Raw genomic sequence first — 16543 nt, 5'->3', positions numbered from 1 at the left:
GTGAGGTATAATAGACTAGCAATCTTTCAAAAACGACTCACTTTGGTTAACTCGTTCAAAAAAAATGTCGAATATCCGCCATCCGTTCCTACATACACGAGACCTTGCATCCGAGGTGAGACCGTGAACCAAGAGATCATCCTGAGAACCAAAATCCGTCCACCGGTCCCCCGGGCGGGAGGCTTGCACCGGGCCCGCCTGACGGAGCGCCTGGACCGCGCCCGCTCCAGCGGCCGGATTACGCTCGTGCACGCCCCCGCCGGCTTCGGCAAAACGACGCTGCTCAGCCAATGGGCGCGTCAATCCGCCGATCCGGTCGCCTGGTATTCCCTCGACGAGACCGACAACGATCTGATCAAGTTTTGGCGATATGTGAGCCAGTCGGTCTACGCCGCCGTCTCTCCCGGCTCGGCCGACCGGCTGACGCCCCTGCTCCGCGCCTATCCGAACGTAAGCATCGGCGGCATTCTCGACGCGCTGCTGAGCGGTCTCGAGGAGGCCGAAAGTCCGCTCGCGGTCGTTCTGGACGACTATCAAGTCATCGCCGACCCTTTCATTCACGATAGTCTGAGCTATTTCATCGACCGGCTCCCCGACCCGGTTCACCTGGTCGTCGCGAGCCGTTCCGAGCTCCCGCTATCGACCTCCAAATGGAATGCGAGAGGACAGCGCCATCTGCTGACGGCGAAGCAGCTCTCGTTTACGCCGGAGGAAGCGAGGGAATTTTGCCTGCAAGCGGCCGGCCTTACGCTTACCGACGATAGAATCGGCCAATTGATGGATTGGACGGAGGGCTGGGCCGCCAGTCTGCAGCTGATCTCCGTGTCCTTAAGCGAGCATCCGAATCCGGATGTTTTTTTCGATCGCGGGCGCGGGACGAACCGCGACCTGATGCAGTATTTGCTGGATGAAGTGTTCGAGCGGCTGCCGGAACGTCTTCGCGGCTTTTTGCTGCGCACCTCGGTTCTCTCCCGCTTCGACGCGGAGGCCTGCGACGCGATGACCGATAGCAAGGACGGCTTGCGAACGCTGGACGAGCTTCAACGGCGCAACTTGTTCCTCACCCCGCTTGACGATTCGGGGGCCTGGTTCCGTTACCACCACCTGTTCGGCCAGTTCCTGCAGGATTATGTCCGCCAGCACGAGCCCGGTCTATGGCCCGATCTCCATCGGCAGGCGGCCGTTCATCTTTCCGGACGCGGCATGCCGGACGATGCGGTGGAGCATGCGCTCGCGGCCGGAGACCACGATCTGGCCGTTCGGCTGCTGGAACGGCACGTCGAATCCGTTCTTCGCCGAGGCGAGCTGGCCACGTTGCTTCGCTGGATGCAGTCGGTTCCCAGAGACGCCATGACGCATTCTCTGGCGACGCTGCACGCTTTCCTGCTCATCGTGACCGGTCAGATCGAGCCGGCGGAGCGGGAGCTGGCGCGCTTGGAGAGGGAGGCGGCCGAAGAGGCTTCCGGAGAGGCTCTTCGCGAGCTGCAGAGCGGGTTGTTTTTCGTCAAAGTGAATTGGGCGTTCGCAAGCGGACGTTACGAGCAGTGGTACGCTTACGCCGAGCAGCTGCCCGGCATGCTTCCGGAGAACCCGATATTTTACCACTTTAACTATAATTCGAACGAGCCGTTCGTCCGACGGACCCTGTTCGGCCTGCGCGGCGTGCAGAATGTGGAGACGGAACAGATCGCGAAGCGAATTACCGGAATCATGGAAGCCCATGGCTGGGGAAACGCGCTGTTTACGCTGTACATTATCCAGTCCCTGAGCGAAGGGTATTACGAATGGAACCGGCTGGAAGACAGCGAGGCGCTCGTGCGCCGGGTCGAACCGATCGCGCGCCGGCAGCGGATCGCCGGGCTGTATGTGCCGAACCGCCTGACGGCGGCGCGAATTCAATGGGCTCTCGGGCAAAAGGAAGCGGCGTGGGCGATTCTGAACGAAGCGATCGAGGAGATGCGGGGGGCGGGGGAAGACGAAGCCCAATGGCTTCGTCCGCTGCGCGCTTTCGCGGCGTACCTTCACGTTCGCGAAGGCGATCCGGCCCGCGCCGACAAGGAGCTGTCCGGGCTGGAGCTGCAGCCGGGCAAAATCTCCCTGCTGAGAATGACCGAATACATGGCGCTCGCCCGGCTTCTCGGAGCCCGGCGCAAGGAGAAGGACGCGCTGCGTTTGCTGGACCCGCTTCGGCAAAAAAGCGGAGCCGACGGCAGCCTGATCGGCCTCGTCGAGATTTCGGCGCTGCAGGCGCTGCTGGAAGCGCAGCGGGGCCACCGCGCGGCGGCTCTCCGTCATCTGGGAGAGGCGCTGGCGCTGAGCGAAGCCAGCGGATATATCCGGACTTACCTGGACGAAGGGGAGTCCATGCAGTCTTTGCTGCAGCAGTATCGGGACCTGCGCGTCAAGCAGCCGTCGCCCGGAGAACCGGAAGCCGCGGCGCCGTCCGTCGGCTACGTCGAGCGGGTGCTGGCCGCGTTCCCGCAGAAAGAGCCGCCGGCCTCCCGTTCGGCTCGGCTGCAGGAGCCGCTAAGCGCGAAGGAGCGCGCCGTTCTGCTCGAAGCGGTGCGCGGCGCCGTGAATCGCGAGATCGCGGAAAGGCTCCATCTGACGGAAGGAACCGTCAAGGTGTATCTATCGCGCATCTACGCCAAGCTTGGCGTATCCACGCGGGTTCAAGCGCTGCGCCGGGCGGAGGAGCTTCGCCTGTTCGAAGCGGACTGAGGCGCCTTGGGCGGACCGCTCTCGCGAGCGGGACCGCCCTTTTCGAGCCGCCGCGGCTGCTAGGCTTCTTCTTGCCGCTATGAACTCAACCGATTCTATTGCCGGGGAACCCGGCTCGCACCGTGCGGAGGATGGCGTCGACGTTGCGGCGCAGCCTCCTATGCAAGTAGCCCACCTATTGCACCTCTTCCTCGCGTTTGTGCCGTTTCTCCTCTATGTAACTCAACCGCTGTGCCTCTTTCCCATGTTTGCACTATAGGACTTCCGCCGAATCCTCGCCCATGTGATGAATCTGGTTACTTTCTTCCGCCACTTCCGTCGAATTCCCGCCCATGTGATGAATCTGGTTACTCTCTTCCGCCACTTCCGCCGAATCCTCGCCCATGTGATGAATCTGGTTACTTTCTTCCGCCACTTCCGTCGAATTCCCGCCCATGTGATGAATCTGGTTGCTCTCTTCCGCCACTTCCGCCGAATCCTCGCCCATGTGATGAATCTGGTTGCTCTCTTCCACCACTTCCGCCGAATCCCCGCCTATGTGACGAATCTGGTTGCTCTCTTCCACCACTTCCGCCAACTTAGCTCCTCCACAGGCCTCTCTCACACGCAACCTCACAAAAAAAGCGTTGCCAAAACCGGGCAGCGCGTGCTAATAATAGAATGTATTATGTTTTCATTACCTAATTAATATAAATATTAATCATGAGGTGATCGAATGTCTGACAGCAGCGCATCCCTGAAGGTGGACAAAGACTTCCGGATCGGCGAGGTCGACCCCCGCTTGTACGGTTCATTCATTGAGCACTTGGGGCGGGCCGTATACGGGGGCATCTACGAGCCCGGACATCCGGCGGCCGACGGCCAAGGCTTCCGCGCCGACGTTCTCGAGCTCGTGAAGGAGCTGCGGGTCCCGATCGTCCGTTACCCGGGCGGCAACTTCGTCTCCGGCTTCAATTGGGAGGACAGCGTCGGGCCGGCCGAAGGGCGAAAGCGCCGGCTGGATCTTGCCTGGCGCACGATCGAGACGAACGCGTTCGGCCTGAACGAGTTCATGGATTGGTGCCGCAAAGCCGGCACCGCCCCGATGATGGCGGTCAACCTCGGCACGCGAGGCCCGCATGAAGCGCGCGAGCTGGTCGAATACGCGAACCATCCGGGCGGCACGTATCTTAGCGATCTGCGCGTCGGCCACGGGTATCGCGATCCGCACGGCATCAAAGTGTGGTGCCTCGGCAACGAAATGGACGGCCCCTGGCAGATGGGCGGCAAGACGGCCGCGGAGTACGGCAGAACGGCGCTGGAGAGCGCGAAAATGATGAAATGGGTCGATCCTTCCATCGAGCTCGTCGCCTGCGGCAGCTCCGGAACGTACATGCCTACGTATCCGGAATGGGAAGCGACCGTGCTCGATCATACGTACGACCATGTCGAATACATTTCCCTCCACCGCTACTACGAGAATCATAAAGACGATTCCGCCACGTTCCTGGCCCGGTCGCTCGACATGGACGAATTCATCAAGACGATCGTCGGCGTGTGCGATTACATCAAAGGGAAGAAACGCAGCAAGAAAAACGTCTTCCTTTCGTTCGACGAATGGAACGTGTGGTACCACTCCAACGAGACCGACAAGAAGCTGACGCCTTGGCAGATCGCCCCGCCGCAGCTGGAGGACGTCTACAACCATCAAGACGCGCTGGTCGTCGGATGCATGCTGATCAGCATGCTCAAGCGGGCCGACCGCGTGAAAATGGCTTGCATGGCCCAGCTCGTCAACGTCATCGCGCCGATCATGACCGAGAACGGCGGACGCGCCTGGAGACAAACGATCTACTATCCGTATTTGCACGCGAGCGTTTTCGGCCGGGGTACCGCCCTTGTCCCGCTCGTTCAATCGCCCAAGTACGACTGCAAAGAATTTACCGACGTCCCGTACATCGAAGCCGTCGCCGTTCACAACGAGGCCGACGGGGAGGTGACCGTCTTCGCGGTGAATCGTCACTTGTCCGAGCCGCTCCAGCTTGAGATCGACCTGCGAAGCTTCAACAAATCGGCCCTGATCGAGCATCTGGCAATGACAAGCGACGATCTGTACGCCGCCAATACGGCCGACGTTCCGGAACGGGTGAAGCCATATAGGGCGGTCGGCACGGTGGCCGGCGGCGCTCCGGGCTCGTTCGCGGCGAAGCTGCCGAAGGCTTCGTGGAACGTGCTGCGGTTCAAGACATAACGCCAAACAAGCCTCCCCGGCGATCGGGGAGGCTTGTTCGTTTGCAGGTTAGCGAGCTTCAGAGGAACCGATCGTCGGTGCGGACGTCGGTTTGCGCCGCGTGAACAGCATCGTCAGCAGAACGACGATCATTCCGATATTGAGCGAGATGTCGGCGATATTCATGACGCCGCCTTGCCCTTTAAGCTGGATAAAGTCCGTAACCCCGTTAAACAGCACGCGGTCGATCGCGTTGCCGATCGCTCCCCCTACGAAAAAGGCGGTGCCGATCTCCATCCAGCGTCCTTTCAGCTTGCCTTTGCCGCGGTAATAAATGACGACCGCAACGATCAGAACGGCAATCGGAACGAACCACCGTCCATATCCCTCAAAGGAGCTGCCGGCGGCTCCCGTGTTCTCCAGACGAATGACGTGAATGAAGCCCTGCCAGATCTGCGTGGACTCTCCCATCAGCAGATGTTCGCGAATCCAGTACTTGGACAATTGATCGACGGCTATTACGAATGCGGCGAGCACATAAAAAAGCAGAACAACCAAGCCTCCTCCCCGCAACCGTTATTGTCAGCCGAGGGCTGCCGGATCGGTTGTCGGGCTTTTTGGAAAAAGCTCCTGTTACGATTTTAACATGAAATCGCGATTTGCGAAAAAAGTAAAATTTTTTCATTTGCAACGATATGGGAGGCGGTACCGTAAATAGTTCAGATCAAGTTGGAAAGAAGGGCTGCCGCGTTGAGAAGCGAAGAGGAAATGATGAAGCTGCTGGTCGAATTCGCCGGGAACGACGATCGCATCCGTCTGGCGACTTTGGAAGGATCGCGCACGAACGCCAACATCCCTCCCGACCCGTTCCAGGATTACGACGTATCCTGCTTCGTAACCGATCTGGATTCTTTCAAGGAAACCGACGATTGGCTGCTTGCGTTCGGATCTCGCCTGATGATGCAGAAGCCCGAAGCGATGGAGCTTTTTCCTCCGGAATTGGGCAATCGGTTCTCTTACCTCATTCTGTTCGAAGACGGCAGCAAACTGGACCTGACCTTGATTCCGATCGGCGAGGCCGAAGCTTATTTCGCGGGGAGCGACGGCCTGGTCCGGGTTTTGCTCGATAAGGACGGTCTTGTTCGGGACGAGCCGGTTCCCGATGACCGGCAATATTGGATTCGGAAGCCGACGGCCGGAGAGTTCGACGATTGCTGCAACGAGTATTGGATGGTTTCGACTTACGTGGTCAAGGGGCTGGCGAGGAAGGAGATCCTTTTTGCCATCGACCACCTGAACGGGGTCATGTGCCCTCAATTGCTGCGCATGATGGCCTGGCGGATCGGAGCGGAGCGCTCCTACACGTTCAGCGTGGGGAAAAACTGCAAATTCATCGACCGTTATCTGCCGGATGAGGATTGGAAGGCGCTGCTGTCCACTTTTTCGGAAAACGGCTATGAGGAAATGTGGAAGTCCCTGTTCGCGTGCCACGAATTGTTCAGAAAATACGCCAATGCGGTGGCGGGGCATCTCGGTTACGCCTACCCGGATTACGACGAGGCCGTCGCGAAGCATACGATGAAGATATATCGCTCGCTGCCGTGAGCGGGAGGGGCGCGATGTTGGCGAGGTTCAGCTCCGGGGATTGCATGACGGCTGCTAACGGTCGAAAACATCGCGTGCAAACGCCTCTCGCACGTTAACGAGCCCGCTTGCGATGTTTAGCATCGTAAGCGGGCCTCTTCGCGCTTCGCCAACGGCGCCGGACCCGTCGATGCGATGTTTTTCATCGCATGCTAGCGCCTCTCGCACGTTAACGAGCCCGCTTGCGATGTTTGGCATCGTAAGCGGGCCTCTTCGCGCTTGCCGCAGAAGCGGCAGCTCGGGCTACCGCTCGGATCCTGGCCGAGTCAATCTTCCTTCTTCTGCACGACCGGCATCATCATGCCGTCGTCCATGCCCATCATGCGCACGCTGTCGGAACCTTCGACGCCGTCGTATAGGTAGACCTCCGTCCCGAACGCAGGCTCGGCGTACGGCAGATGCGTTCGGCCGCGGGCGAGAATTTGCCGGTAATTGCCGGAATCCCCTTCGTAGCCGTCATGGTCCCACGGCACCAGCGAACGGGCGTTGCAATAATGGCACACGTACGAGCGGCGGAAGCGGTCCGCGGTCTTGTTCGGGTACGAGCGGTGGAACAGATGCGAATGGAAGAACAGCACGTCGCCCGGCTCAAGCACGACCGGAATCGGCGGCGGATAGTTCGCCACTACCTTGGAAAGCGTGTTGACCTCGTCGTCCAGATGGCTGACGTTCTGCACCTCGTGAAGATCGCTGAACGAATCGAGCGCATGCACGTTGCCGCCCCCGAACCCGGCGGGAGGATAGATCGGCTCATGGTTGGAGCCCGGCGCCACCCACAGGCACCCGTTCTCCTCGTCCGCCCGCTCTAAGGCGATCCAGGCGCCGATCAGCGTGTCGGGATGCGTCTTGATATAGCACGCGTCCTGGTGCCAGCCTTGTCCGCCGCGGCCCGGCGGATTGAGGAACATCATCGATTGAAGCGCATACACGTCCGGCCCGACGAGCGCCTCGATCACGTCCAGGATAAGCGGGTTCAGCATGCCGCGCTCGGCGGCCGCGTCGATGCGGGAGAGCATGTGAACGCGGGTCGCTTGGGCGAACTCCTCCTTCAACGGGTCCGTCTCTCCGGTCTTGACCTTCGTATCGGCCCGAGTGCGGGTTCGTTCGGCCAGGTCGTACAATTCGCCGATCGTACCCGCGGGAAGCAGCCCCCGGACGATGACGTATCCTTCCCGGTGATACTGCTTATATTCATTGACGCTGACCCGATATCGATCCGCGCGTCCCCTCGATTTCGGCGTATAGGCGATGCCCATGAAGCGATCCCTCCATCCTTTTGATGACCCCATTATGCCTCGGGTCGGATCGCTCCCGCCATGGACGAAACCCGCGAAATGGGGTGTTTATTTGATCGGGGCGTTCACCATGACATAACAGTTGATCGGGTACGGCGTGTCGGGATCGACGGCCGCCGCCGTATGGCGGAACAGCGGATCCTTGCAGCGCTCCATATATTCGGAGGCGGTGATGCCGCGGATGCGCTTGTACATTTTCGAGAAATGGTGCTCGTCTCCGAAGCCGACGCTGAAGGCGATCTGCTTGACCGTCCCCTCGGCGCGCAGCATCATTCGCTCGGCCCGCAGCAGCCGGCGCTCGAGCAGCGCCCGCTTCGGCGTCATGCCGAGCTCGGCCGCGAACACGCGCGTAAAGTGTTCGTGGGACCAGCCGGAATGCCGGGCGATCTTCTCGATCGACAGCGCCGGCTCCGCCAGGTGCTCCTCCATATATTCGATGGCCAGCGAAATGGGAAGCGAGACGGGCTGCGAAGCCGGGCCCGAGCCGCGGCCGGCGCATGCCTGCAGCTCCTCCAGCGCGGCTGCGAGCAAGGCGGAGATCCGCCTTTTCCAGCCGGGGCCTTGCTCGTTCGCGATGCGGAGAATTTGCCGGATCATCCCGGCTGCGAGGCTGCTCCGGAGAGCGGGAATCCGGTCCGTCCGGACGAGCGCCTCCAATCCGGACGACGGGTCCCGGAAGGCGGCGTAATCGAAATGGACGAACAGGTGACGGACGTTGGCGGCCGGATCGAAGCGGTACCGGTGACACTCCCCCGGCCGGGTCAGGACGAAGCAAGGCTCATCGAGCGGAAGGGCGTCGTCTCCCAATTCATACACCGTCCCCGTCCCTTCCGGGAAGTAAACCAGTTCGAAGTCCCCGATCTCCCGAGGGCCTAGCACGAAGCCTCTCTGAACGAGCACGTCCCCTACCGTATGAATGACAGGCCAGCTCATCTCCTCCGCTTCCATTCCGAAGACCTCCGCTCTCTCATGCCGTTCCCCTTAAGCTTCGCCCTCATTGTACCCGATCTCTTCTCGGTGCGCTATCCGGGCAAGCGGGATTCACGACTCGATCTCCCTCGCGGAGATGTGCACGTCCTTTGGCTGGAAAAGAGGAAGCAAGGAGAGTAAGCCGGCCAGCGCCAAGAAGGCTCCGACCCACAGGGGAGAAGCAAGGCCGAAGCCGGCATCGATCGCAAATCCGCCAGCCGCGGAGCCAAGCACGACACCCAGACTGATGACGGATCCGTGGATCGTCGTCACCAAAGTCCCGGTACCGGCAATCCGCGCGATTCGGGTCGTCATGGCCGGATTCATGGGCACCCCGACGATTCCGACGGCGACCACGGCCATAACGGCGACGGCCGGTCGATCCGCGAACAAGGCGAAAAGAATCAACGCCGCTGTCAACGCGGCGAGGCCGGCAACGTGAAGGGGCATCGCATAGCGATCGGCGAGTCTTCCCGTCGCGATATTGCCGAGCACGGTCGCCCCGCCGTATATCCCCAGGATCAGGGGGAGCGCCACGGGGCCGAATCCGGCCAGATCGGCCAGGATCGGGGAGAAGTAGCTGAAGGCTGCGAACGTGGCCCCAATGATGAGCATGCTTGTCGCGTACGCCCCCCACAAGTACGGATTGGCCAGTGCGGTCAGTTCGCTCCGAATGCGGATGGATGCCGGTTGGGCCAAAGCGGGAATCGCTTTTAAAGCCGCAAGTCCCGACAGCAGAACGAACAGATCCACCGCCCAGAAGCTGAAGCGCCAACCGAAGAAGCGGTCGGAAACCATGGATGCCGGCAGTCCCAGCGCGGTGGCGATCATGAGTCCCCCGAGCACGACGGAAGCCGCCCGGCCGCGCGACCGAGGCGGGACGAGTTCGAAGGAGATGGCGAGCGATACGCCGAAGCAGGCCGCCGAAGAGATGCCGGTCACGATTCGGGCCGCCATCATGGTCTCATAATTCGGGGCCAGCGCCCCTAGCGTCTGCCCGGCAAGGAAGATCAGGGCCAGAAGCAGAAAAGCCTGCTTTCGGGGCATTTTCGTCAGTCCGACGGTCAACAGAGGGCCTCCTACGATCATCCCTGCCGAATAGGCCGAGATGAGGTATCCGATCGCCGCGATCGACACTTCGAACTCCTCGGCCAGGGAGGACATCATCCCGGCTACCATGAATTCGGACGTCGTCATGGAGAAGATCATCCATCCCATTGCGTAAATCGCTATAGGCATCGCAATAACTCCTTTTTGATTTTTGTATTAATCAGTACAAAATTGGTCAAAAAAAGCGCCGCAAGCGGCTCTAATTCAATACGTTCAGCACTCCTTCGGCTACTTGATCGGCCATCCCGCGATTCTGAGCGGCGGCGTTGAGCACGCGAAGCCCGTAGTAGCTGCTCAGGAACAAGGCGGCAAGCTCCGACGTCCGCCGCCCGGAAGGCACTTCCCCCGCGTTCCGGCCTTCTTCGATCGCCTCGCTCAAAGCCTGCCCCAACCGGTCGACATGCTGTTTGAAGATCCGCTCGACCGCCGGATCTTTCTGCGCGCGCTCCATAGCCGCATTAATGATCAGGCACCCTCTGCGTCCGGCATCGGAGAAATCTTCGCGAATCGCCCATTCCAACAAAGCGCGCAGCCGTTCCCTCAGCCGGCCCGGCCGCCGCAAAATGTCGATCTGAGCGTCGATTCCGGCTCGATGATATCGCAGAAGCGCCTGTTCGTAGAGCTCGTGCTTGCTCCCGAACGCATTGTACAGGCTGCCCCGCCCGAGTCCCGTTCCTTTGCACAGATCGTCCGTGGAGCATGCTTCATAGCCGTTCTTCCAGAACACTTCCATAGCGGCATCGATGACCGTCGTATCTTCGAATTCGCGCGGCCTTCCGCTTTTGCTCATCGGCGATTTCCTTTCCCATAATGTGGTTGTGCTCCTATCGTAGCAATTCTGTACCAATCTGTCAAATATTCAGAAACCATATATTCAGGAAAGATACTGTTTCCTGAATTGCAGAGGCGACTGCCCGACGGTGCGCTTGAAGCAGGCCGAAAAGTACGGCGCGTAGCGGAATCCGACCTCTTCGGCGATCCTCGAGACCGGCCAGCCGGTCGCGACCAGCAGGCGTTTGGCCTGCTCGATCCGATAGTCGTGCAGGTAATCCATCGGCGTGCGGCCGTATTTCGCTTTCATGCAGCGGACCACGTAGTTGGGGTGGAAAAGGAGCGCCTGCGCCAGCGCCTCGTTCGTCAGCTCCGCGCGGTGGTTCTGGCGCAGATAAGCCGCGGCCCGTTCCGCAAGCCGGGCGGACGGAGATCCGGCCTCGCCTTCGCCTTCCCGCTCCAGCATGGCGAGCAGTTCGGCGAACAGCCGCTGCTCCTGCCAGAAGGAAGCGCCGCCGGACGCCGGAGCCAGCAGCTGCCGCAGCAAGCTGAAGGCGGCTTGCGGGTCGGCAAGCCGGGAACGCTTCGGAATGCGGACGCCGTGGGGATTGCCGAACGGCCGGGAGGCCCGGACGGCGTCTTCGGAAGCCCCCGGCTCCTTCCCGTGCTCGAAGTGAACCCAATAGAACACCGTCTCCCGGTCGCAAGGCCCCGCCGCGTAATGCTCTCCCTCCGGAAAAAGCAGCAGCGTCTCTCCTTCCGTCAGCGTCCATTCCCGGCCGTTCTCCCCGATCGGCAGCGCGCCTTTGACCACGAGCAGCAAATCGTAAATGCCCAGATTCCGCCGGTTCGGATGCTGATCCCCGGGCTTGAAATCCGAACGGCCCGCCCCCAAATAATACGGAAGCGGAGGCGCCTGGAGAAGCACCGTTCCATCCTCGTTCATCCTTCCGCCTCCTGTGTCGGATTTTATAGAAATGAAGTTCAATTCGGCTCTATTTCGCTTACCACGAAAAGAATATACTCGAAAGGAGGAAGAGTCAATTTCTAATGTTTCGAGGAGGTAGCGGCATGCGGAAAGGGCAGGTTCAGATCCGCGACGATTTCTGGAGCGGGTATTCGGAGCTCGTTCGCAAGACGGTCATTCCTTATCAGTGGGAGGCGCTCAACGATCGGGTCGAAGGGGCGGAGCCGAGCTACGCGATCCGGAATTTCCGCATCGCGGCGGGGCTGGAGGAAGGCGAATTCGGCGGCATGGTGTTCCAGGACAGCGATCTGGCCAAATGGCTGGAGGCGGTCGGCTATTCGCTCGCCACGCATCCGGATCCGGAGCTTACGAAGATCGCCGACGACGCGATCGAACTGATCGGTCAAGCCCAGCGAGAAGACGGCTACTTGAATACGTACTTCACCGTCAAGGAGCCGGGCAAGCGTTGGACGAACCTGCTGGACGCCCACGAGCTTTATTGCGCCGGCCATATGATCGAAGCCGCGGTCGCTTACTACAACGGTACCGGCAAGCGAAAGCTGCTCGATATCATGTGCCGGTTCTCCGATTATATCGACAGCGTGTTCGGTACGGAGCCCGGCAAGATCAGAGGCTACTGCGGCCACCAGGAGATCGAGCTGGCGCTCGTCAAGCTGTACGAGACGACCGGCGAAGAGCGCTATCTGAAGCTGAGCCGCTACTTCATCGACGAGCGCGGCAGCAAGCCGAGCTACTTTACGGAGGAATGGGAGCGCCGGGGGCGGACGAGCCACTGGGTGCAGGGAACCGTCTCGGCGCCGAATCTGGAATACAACCAGAGCCATCTTCCGGTCCGCGAGCAGTCGGTCGCCGTCGGCCACTCCGTTCGCGCCGTCTACATGTATACGGCGATGGCCGATCTGGCCAGGCTGACCGGAGACGCCGGCCTGCGCGAGGCTTGCGAGCGCCTGTGGCGCAACGTGACCGGCAAGCAGATGTACATCACCGGCGGCATCGGCTCGACGCACCACGGCGAAGCGTTCTCGTTCGACTACGATCTGCCCAACGACACGGTGTACGCGGAGACGTGCGCCTCGATCGGGCTCATCTTCTGGGCGCGCCGGATGCTGCAGCTAGAAGCGAAAAGCGAGTACGCCGACGTCCTGGAGCGCGCGCTGTACAACAACGTGCTCGGCAGCATGTCCAAGGACGGCAAGCACTTTTTCTACGTCAATCCGCTCGAGGTGTGGCCGGAAGCGAGCGCCAAGAATCCCGGCAAGCATCATGTGAAGCCGGTCCGGCAGAAGTGGTTCGGCTGCTCGTGCTGCCCGCCCAACGTGGCCCGGCTGCTCAGCTCGCTGAACGATTACATCTATACCGTCTCCGAAGACGCGAAGACGGTTTACGCGCACCTGTTCATCGGCAGCGAGGCGGCGTTCGATCTCGCTTCCGGACGGGTGACGCTGCGGCAAACTTCCGAGCTGCCATGGAACGGCCGCGTGGAATTCCGGGTGTCGCTGCCGGAAGGCAGCGTCCCGTTCGCGCTGGCGCTGCGCGTGCCGAACTGGTTCCAGAGCGGCAAGCCGGCGCTGACCGTCGGCGGGAAGGCTCAGGATTACCGCGTCGAAAACGGCTATGCGATCGTAGAGCGAACCTGGGCGGACGGCGATACGGTAGAGTGGCTGCTGCCGCTGGAGACGAAGCTGGTCGCCGCCCATCCGCTCATCCGCGCCGACGCGGGCAAAGCGGCCATTCAGCGCGGCCCGCTCGTCTATTGCGTCGAAGAGGCGGATAACGGCGCGCCGGTCGCCTCGCTGTCGCTGGCCGACGAGCCGAAGCTGGCGGAGCGGTTCGATGCCGGTCTGCTCGGCGGCTGCGTCGTCGTCGAGGGAGACGGACAGGTCGACGACGCGTCGGCTTGGGCGGACAGCGTGCCGTACCGGCCGCTCGAGAAACGGACGAAGCCCGCTCGCTTCAAGGCGATCCCCTACTACTTGTGGGGCAACCGCGAACCGGGCGAGATGAGCGTCTGGCTGCGGCGTTGATCGCACAAAAACGCCGGGCGAAAAGTGCCAGGCGGCCGTTCGGAAGAGGCAAGTGCGTCCGTTTCTCCCCGGCCGGCGAGGTCCAAAGCTTCGTTGCGATCCAAAACATCGCATCGAACCGAGCCCGTCCGTTCGCCACTCGCTTTAACGATGTTTTGGATCGTATCAGTCCACCTTCTCCTTCGCGAACCGAAGAGAATGGGGGCTGATACGATCTTTTCATCGCAATACCATGGTCGGACGACGTCGCCCCCTCGCGTTGCGATGATTTTCATCGCAGCAGCCGCGATCGCCTCAGTCCTTCAAGCATCCCCTTCGAGCCTGAGGATGCAGGGGACAGCACCTCCTTGAGCTCGTTGTCGTCGATCTGGTGTACAAGCTGAAAGAAAAGGACGAGCGGAAGGACCTGTGCGCGCCAAGACGGATTTCTTTAGGCTTTCCAGTCTTTCTTCGCAGCCAAGCTGCAGCAGGCCCACTCGATGGGTCCGCCAGTCAAACGTCCCAAGCCGGGTCGTCCGGCGCGGAACCGAACACCTTCGGCCCCTTTGGCGCCGCAGAAGGTCCCGCCGGCTCGAGCGTCACTCCGATCGTCTGAATCGGGGGCGCATCGTCCGCCAATGTAGTCGTCAGGATGCCGATGCCCGAGTTCTCGACCTTCAGGGCGCCGGCGCTTCGGCGGACGCCGTCGTTCCACAACCACACCTGATATGCCTCGTCCCCGTCCGTGCGGGGCGCCCCGAACAGGTACACGATCAGTTGTCTCGGCTTGTCGGGTGAAGTGCTGACGACGCAGGCAACCCCGTATGCCTGCGGATATTCCGACATCATCCCGTTAGACGGGTCGGCTACCAGGTGGAACAACGAATCGATGCGGTCCGCGGGCGGCAGTGCCGCCACAGAGTCCGTTCCCCGCGATCGGAACGAGGAGCCGCTCCACCACCCGGCCCCGAAAACGAGAACGAGCGCAATCGCCGCAAGGCCCCATGTCCGGAGCCGGGGCTTCGCCGGCGGGCGAACGGCGGCTTCGGCCTGCATCGGGCTCGGCTTCCCGAGCCGGCGCACCGCCAGCGGCCGGGCTTCGGGTTCCGCCCCGCCTGCTTCCGCTTGCTTAAATGCGGCAGCCGGCTCCCTTGATTCCCCATCCGCCGCGTCCAGCGCGTCCATCACCTGAAGCTTCAAGTCCGCCGGCGGCTCCGCCCATTCGACGTCTTCGTGCAATTCGCCCCACGTCTCCTCCCAGACGGCGGCATCCGCCCGGCAGGACGGGCATTCTTCCAGATGCCGCTCGAACCTTTTGCGCTCCACTTCCGTTCCCTCTCCCAGCATGTGGTCGACAAACCCGTCGCACGGGGACGATTTTCCGCTATGCCGATCTCTCACTGACTCTCCTCCCTCATGCCCTGCAAGTAGCGCCGCAGCGTTCTGAGCGCCTGATGCAGCCGGTTCTTGACGGTGCCGATCGGCTCTCCGCCCATTTCGGCGATCTCCCTCAGCGTGTACCCCCGCCAATAGAGCAGCTCGATCAGCTGGCGCTGGGAATGGCTGAGCCGCCGGGCGGCCGCCCTCATCTCGGAGTATTCCTGCCGGCGAATCGCTCCCGACTCGGGGTCATTCGAGCGAGCGTCCGCGTTGGCAGGCGTCAGCTCATCGATCGGGACGGCCTGGCGATGGCGGCGTTCGCGGCGCAGAACGTCGATGGCGATGTTGCGGGTCATGGCGATCAGCCAATTGGCGAAGGCGCCTTTGTCCGCGTCGTATTCGGCGCGAGTCGTCCACAGCCTCGTGAACACGAGCTGCACGACTTCCCGCGACAGGCCCTCGTCCCCCGTCGCCCTTCTGGCGAAGGAATAAACCAGCTTGACGTAGCGGTCGTACAGCTCTTCGAGCGCGTCCCGCTGCCGGTCCCGAATTCGCCGCAGCAATTCGGCCTCGTTCTGCTCAGGCATCGTCGTCCGCTCCTCCCTCCCGATCGTGGCTTGCCCGCTATCAGCATAACAGGAAAAAGCAACGAACGGGCGGTTCCGTTCGCTGCTTGGCGTTCTCACGGCGACTCGACGACGACGGTCGCGGTCATGAAGGGATGGGGACCGCAATGGAAGGTGTACGTCCCCGCCTTGTCAAACGTAACCGTGGCCGATTTGTCCTTGTCGATCAGTCCGGTATCGAACGATTTGTCATCCGCCACCGCCGAATGCGCCACATCGTCTCGATTGATGAATTCGACTTTTCCGCCGACCTTGACCGTTATGCTGTCCGGAGAGAACGCGTAGTTCTTGATCTCGACGGTAACCGAATCGGCCGGCGAGTCTTCGGACGCCGACGGCGAGACATTGTCGTCACCCGGTTCGGCCGAAGCGCTTGGAGAGGGGCTCGATCCGGCATCCGCCGCCGGCTTAGGCGTCGGCTTGGGCGTCGGCATCGGCATCTCCATAGCCGCGGAGCCGGACGGTTTGGCGGAAGCCGCCGGCGTCGGCGATGCTTCAGCCTTCGATGGCGTCGGCGAAGCCGCGGCCTGCGACGGCGCCGGTGAAGCCGTCTCTCCGCCGGAAGCGTCCGGCGAGGCCGGCGGGGATGCGGAAGAATCTGCGGAAGCCGCCGATCCGGTCGAAGCTGGAGACGTCTCTGTCCCGTCCGACGCTGCGGTGCCGGAATCGCCGGAAGAGGCGGACGAAGCTGCGTCCGCCTCCGGCGAAGCGGAGACGGTATCCGCGGCCGCCTGCGACGGAGACGGCGAATCCGAATCCGACTTCGACGAACATGCCGCCAGCGCGAATAGGGCCAATAGAGCCATTAACGATGCAAAATAGCGTAT

Annotated in this window: 15 protein-coding genes; 5 read left to right on the top strand and 10 right to left on the bottom strand. The window is 61.5% G+C overall.

Going from position 1 to position 16543, the window contains the following annotated elements; translation table 11 throughout:
- Nucleotides 1-123 precede the first annotated feature (123 nt).
- A complete protein-coding gene (locus tag H7C18_RS04765) occupies nt 124-2721 on the top strand; it encodes a winged helix-turn-helix domain-containing protein (protein ID WP_185127870.1) in 2598 nt (865 codons plus the stop codon).
- A gap of 253 nt (nt 2722-2974) precedes the next feature.
- Here the strand turns inward: H7C18_RS04765 and H7C18_RS04760 are convergent, their stop codons facing one another.
- On the bottom strand, nt 2975-3298 hold the full coding sequence (locus H7C18_RS04760) for a hypothetical protein (RefSeq protein ID WP_185127869.1): 324 nt from the start codon (nt 3296-3298) through the stop codon (nt 2975-2977).
- Nucleotides 3299-3436: 138 nt separating this feature from the next.
- On the opposite strand from H7C18_RS04760, the gene arfA reads away from it, so the two are divergent.
- Entirely contained in the window at nt 3437-4951 is a 1515-nt protein-coding gene (arfA, locus tag H7C18_RS04755; protein ID WP_185127868.1) for an arabinosylfuranosidase ArfA, read from the top strand.
- A 48-nt stretch (nt 4952-4999) separates the two neighbouring features.
- On the opposite strand, the gene lspA is transcribed toward arfA, so the two are convergent.
- A complete protein-coding gene (lspA, locus tag H7C18_RS04750) occupies nt 5000-5488 on the bottom strand; it encodes a signal peptidase II (protein WP_185127867.1) in 489 nt (162 codons plus the stop codon).
- A 192-nt stretch (nt 5489-5680) separates the two neighbouring features.
- On the opposite strand from lspA, the gene ant(6) reads away from it, so the two are divergent.
- Complete coding sequence (gene ant(6), locus H7C18_RS04745) at nt 5681-6535, top strand: aminoglycoside 6-adenylyltransferase (protein ID WP_185127866.1); 855 nt, start codon at nt 5681-5683, stop codon at nt 6533-6535.
- Between the two features lie 305 nt (nt 6536-6840).
- On the opposite strand, the gene H7C18_RS04740 is transcribed toward ant(6), so the two are convergent.
- From H7C18_RS04740 to H7C18_RS04720, 5 genes are all read right to left on the bottom strand, one after another.
- Nucleotides 6841-7830 carry a phytanoyl-CoA dioxygenase family protein gene (locus tag H7C18_RS04740; protein ID WP_185127865.1) on the bottom strand — a complete coding sequence of 330 codons (990 nt, stop codon included), beginning with the start codon at nt 7828-7830 and terminating at the stop codon, nt 6841-6843.
- An 87-nt stretch (nt 7831-7917) separates the two neighbouring features.
- Nucleotides 7918-8817, bottom strand: coding sequence for an AraC family transcriptional regulator (locus H7C18_RS04735; RefSeq protein ID WP_185127864.1), 900 nt, complete (start codon nt 8815-8817; stop codon nt 7918-7920).
- A gap of 93 nt (nt 8818-8910) precedes the next feature.
- Nucleotides 8911-10077, bottom strand: coding sequence for an MFS transporter (locus tag H7C18_RS04730; protein ID WP_185127863.1), 1167 nt, complete (start codon nt 10075-10077; stop codon nt 8911-8913).
- A gap of 70 nt (nt 10078-10147) precedes the next feature.
- Nucleotides 10148-10738, bottom strand: a complete 591-nt coding sequence (locus tag H7C18_RS04725) for a TetR/AcrR family transcriptional regulator (protein ID WP_185127862.1) — start codon at nt 10736-10738, stop codon at nt 10148-10150.
- A gap of 84 nt (nt 10739-10822) precedes the next feature.
- The gene (locus H7C18_RS04720) at nt 10823-11665 is read right to left on the bottom strand and encodes a helix-turn-helix transcriptional regulator (protein WP_185127861.1); all 843 of its coding nucleotides are present in this window, start codon (nt 11663-11665) and stop codon (nt 10823-10825) included.
- A gap of 125 nt (nt 11666-11790) precedes the next feature.
- Between H7C18_RS04720 and H7C18_RS04715 the strand changes: the two genes are divergently transcribed.
- Nucleotides 11791-13731, top strand: a complete 1941-nt coding sequence (locus H7C18_RS04715) for a glycoside hydrolase family 127 protein (RefSeq protein ID WP_185127860.1) — start codon at nt 11791-11793, stop codon at nt 13729-13731.
- 492 nt (nt 13732-14223) lie between these two features.
- Here the strand turns inward: H7C18_RS04715 and H7C18_RS04710 are convergent, their stop codons facing one another.
- The 3 genes from H7C18_RS04710 to H7C18_RS04700 all read right to left on the bottom strand — a co-directional run bounded on the left by H7C18_RS04710 (nt 14224) and on the right by H7C18_RS04700 (nt 16150).
- Entirely contained in the window at nt 14224-15111 is an 888-nt protein-coding gene (locus H7C18_RS04710) for an anti-sigma factor domain-containing protein (protein WP_185127859.1), read from the bottom strand.
- Complete coding sequence (locus H7C18_RS04705) at nt 15108-15677, bottom strand: RNA polymerase sigma factor (protein ID WP_185127858.1); 570 nt, start codon at nt 15675-15677, stop codon at nt 15108-15110. Before H7C18_RS04705 ends, H7C18_RS04710 begins: the two co-directional genes overlap by 4 nt.
- A 95-nt stretch (nt 15678-15772) precedes the next feature.
- On the bottom strand, nt 15773-16150 hold the full coding sequence (locus tag H7C18_RS04700) for a cupredoxin domain-containing protein (protein WP_185127857.1): 378 nt from the start codon (nt 16148-16150) through the stop codon (nt 15773-15775).
- Here H7C18_RS04700 and H7C18_RS04695 point away from each other — a divergent pair.
- Nucleotides 16137-16538 carry a prolipoprotein diacylglyceryl transferase gene (locus H7C18_RS04695; RefSeq protein ID WP_185127856.1) on the top strand — a complete coding sequence of 134 codons (402 nt, stop codon included), beginning with the start codon at nt 16137-16139 and terminating at the stop codon, nt 16536-16538. The genes H7C18_RS04700 and H7C18_RS04695 overlap by 14 nt on opposite strands.
- The last annotated feature ends 5 nt before the right edge of the window (nt 16539-16543 follow it).

The sequence above is a fragment of the Cohnella zeiphila genome, from assembly GCF_014212055.1.
Taxonomy (GTDB): Bacteria; Bacillota; Bacilli; order Paenibacillales; family Paenibacillaceae; genus Cohnella; species Cohnella zeiphila.
This window is presented reverse-complemented; position numbering and strand designations above follow the sequence as displayed.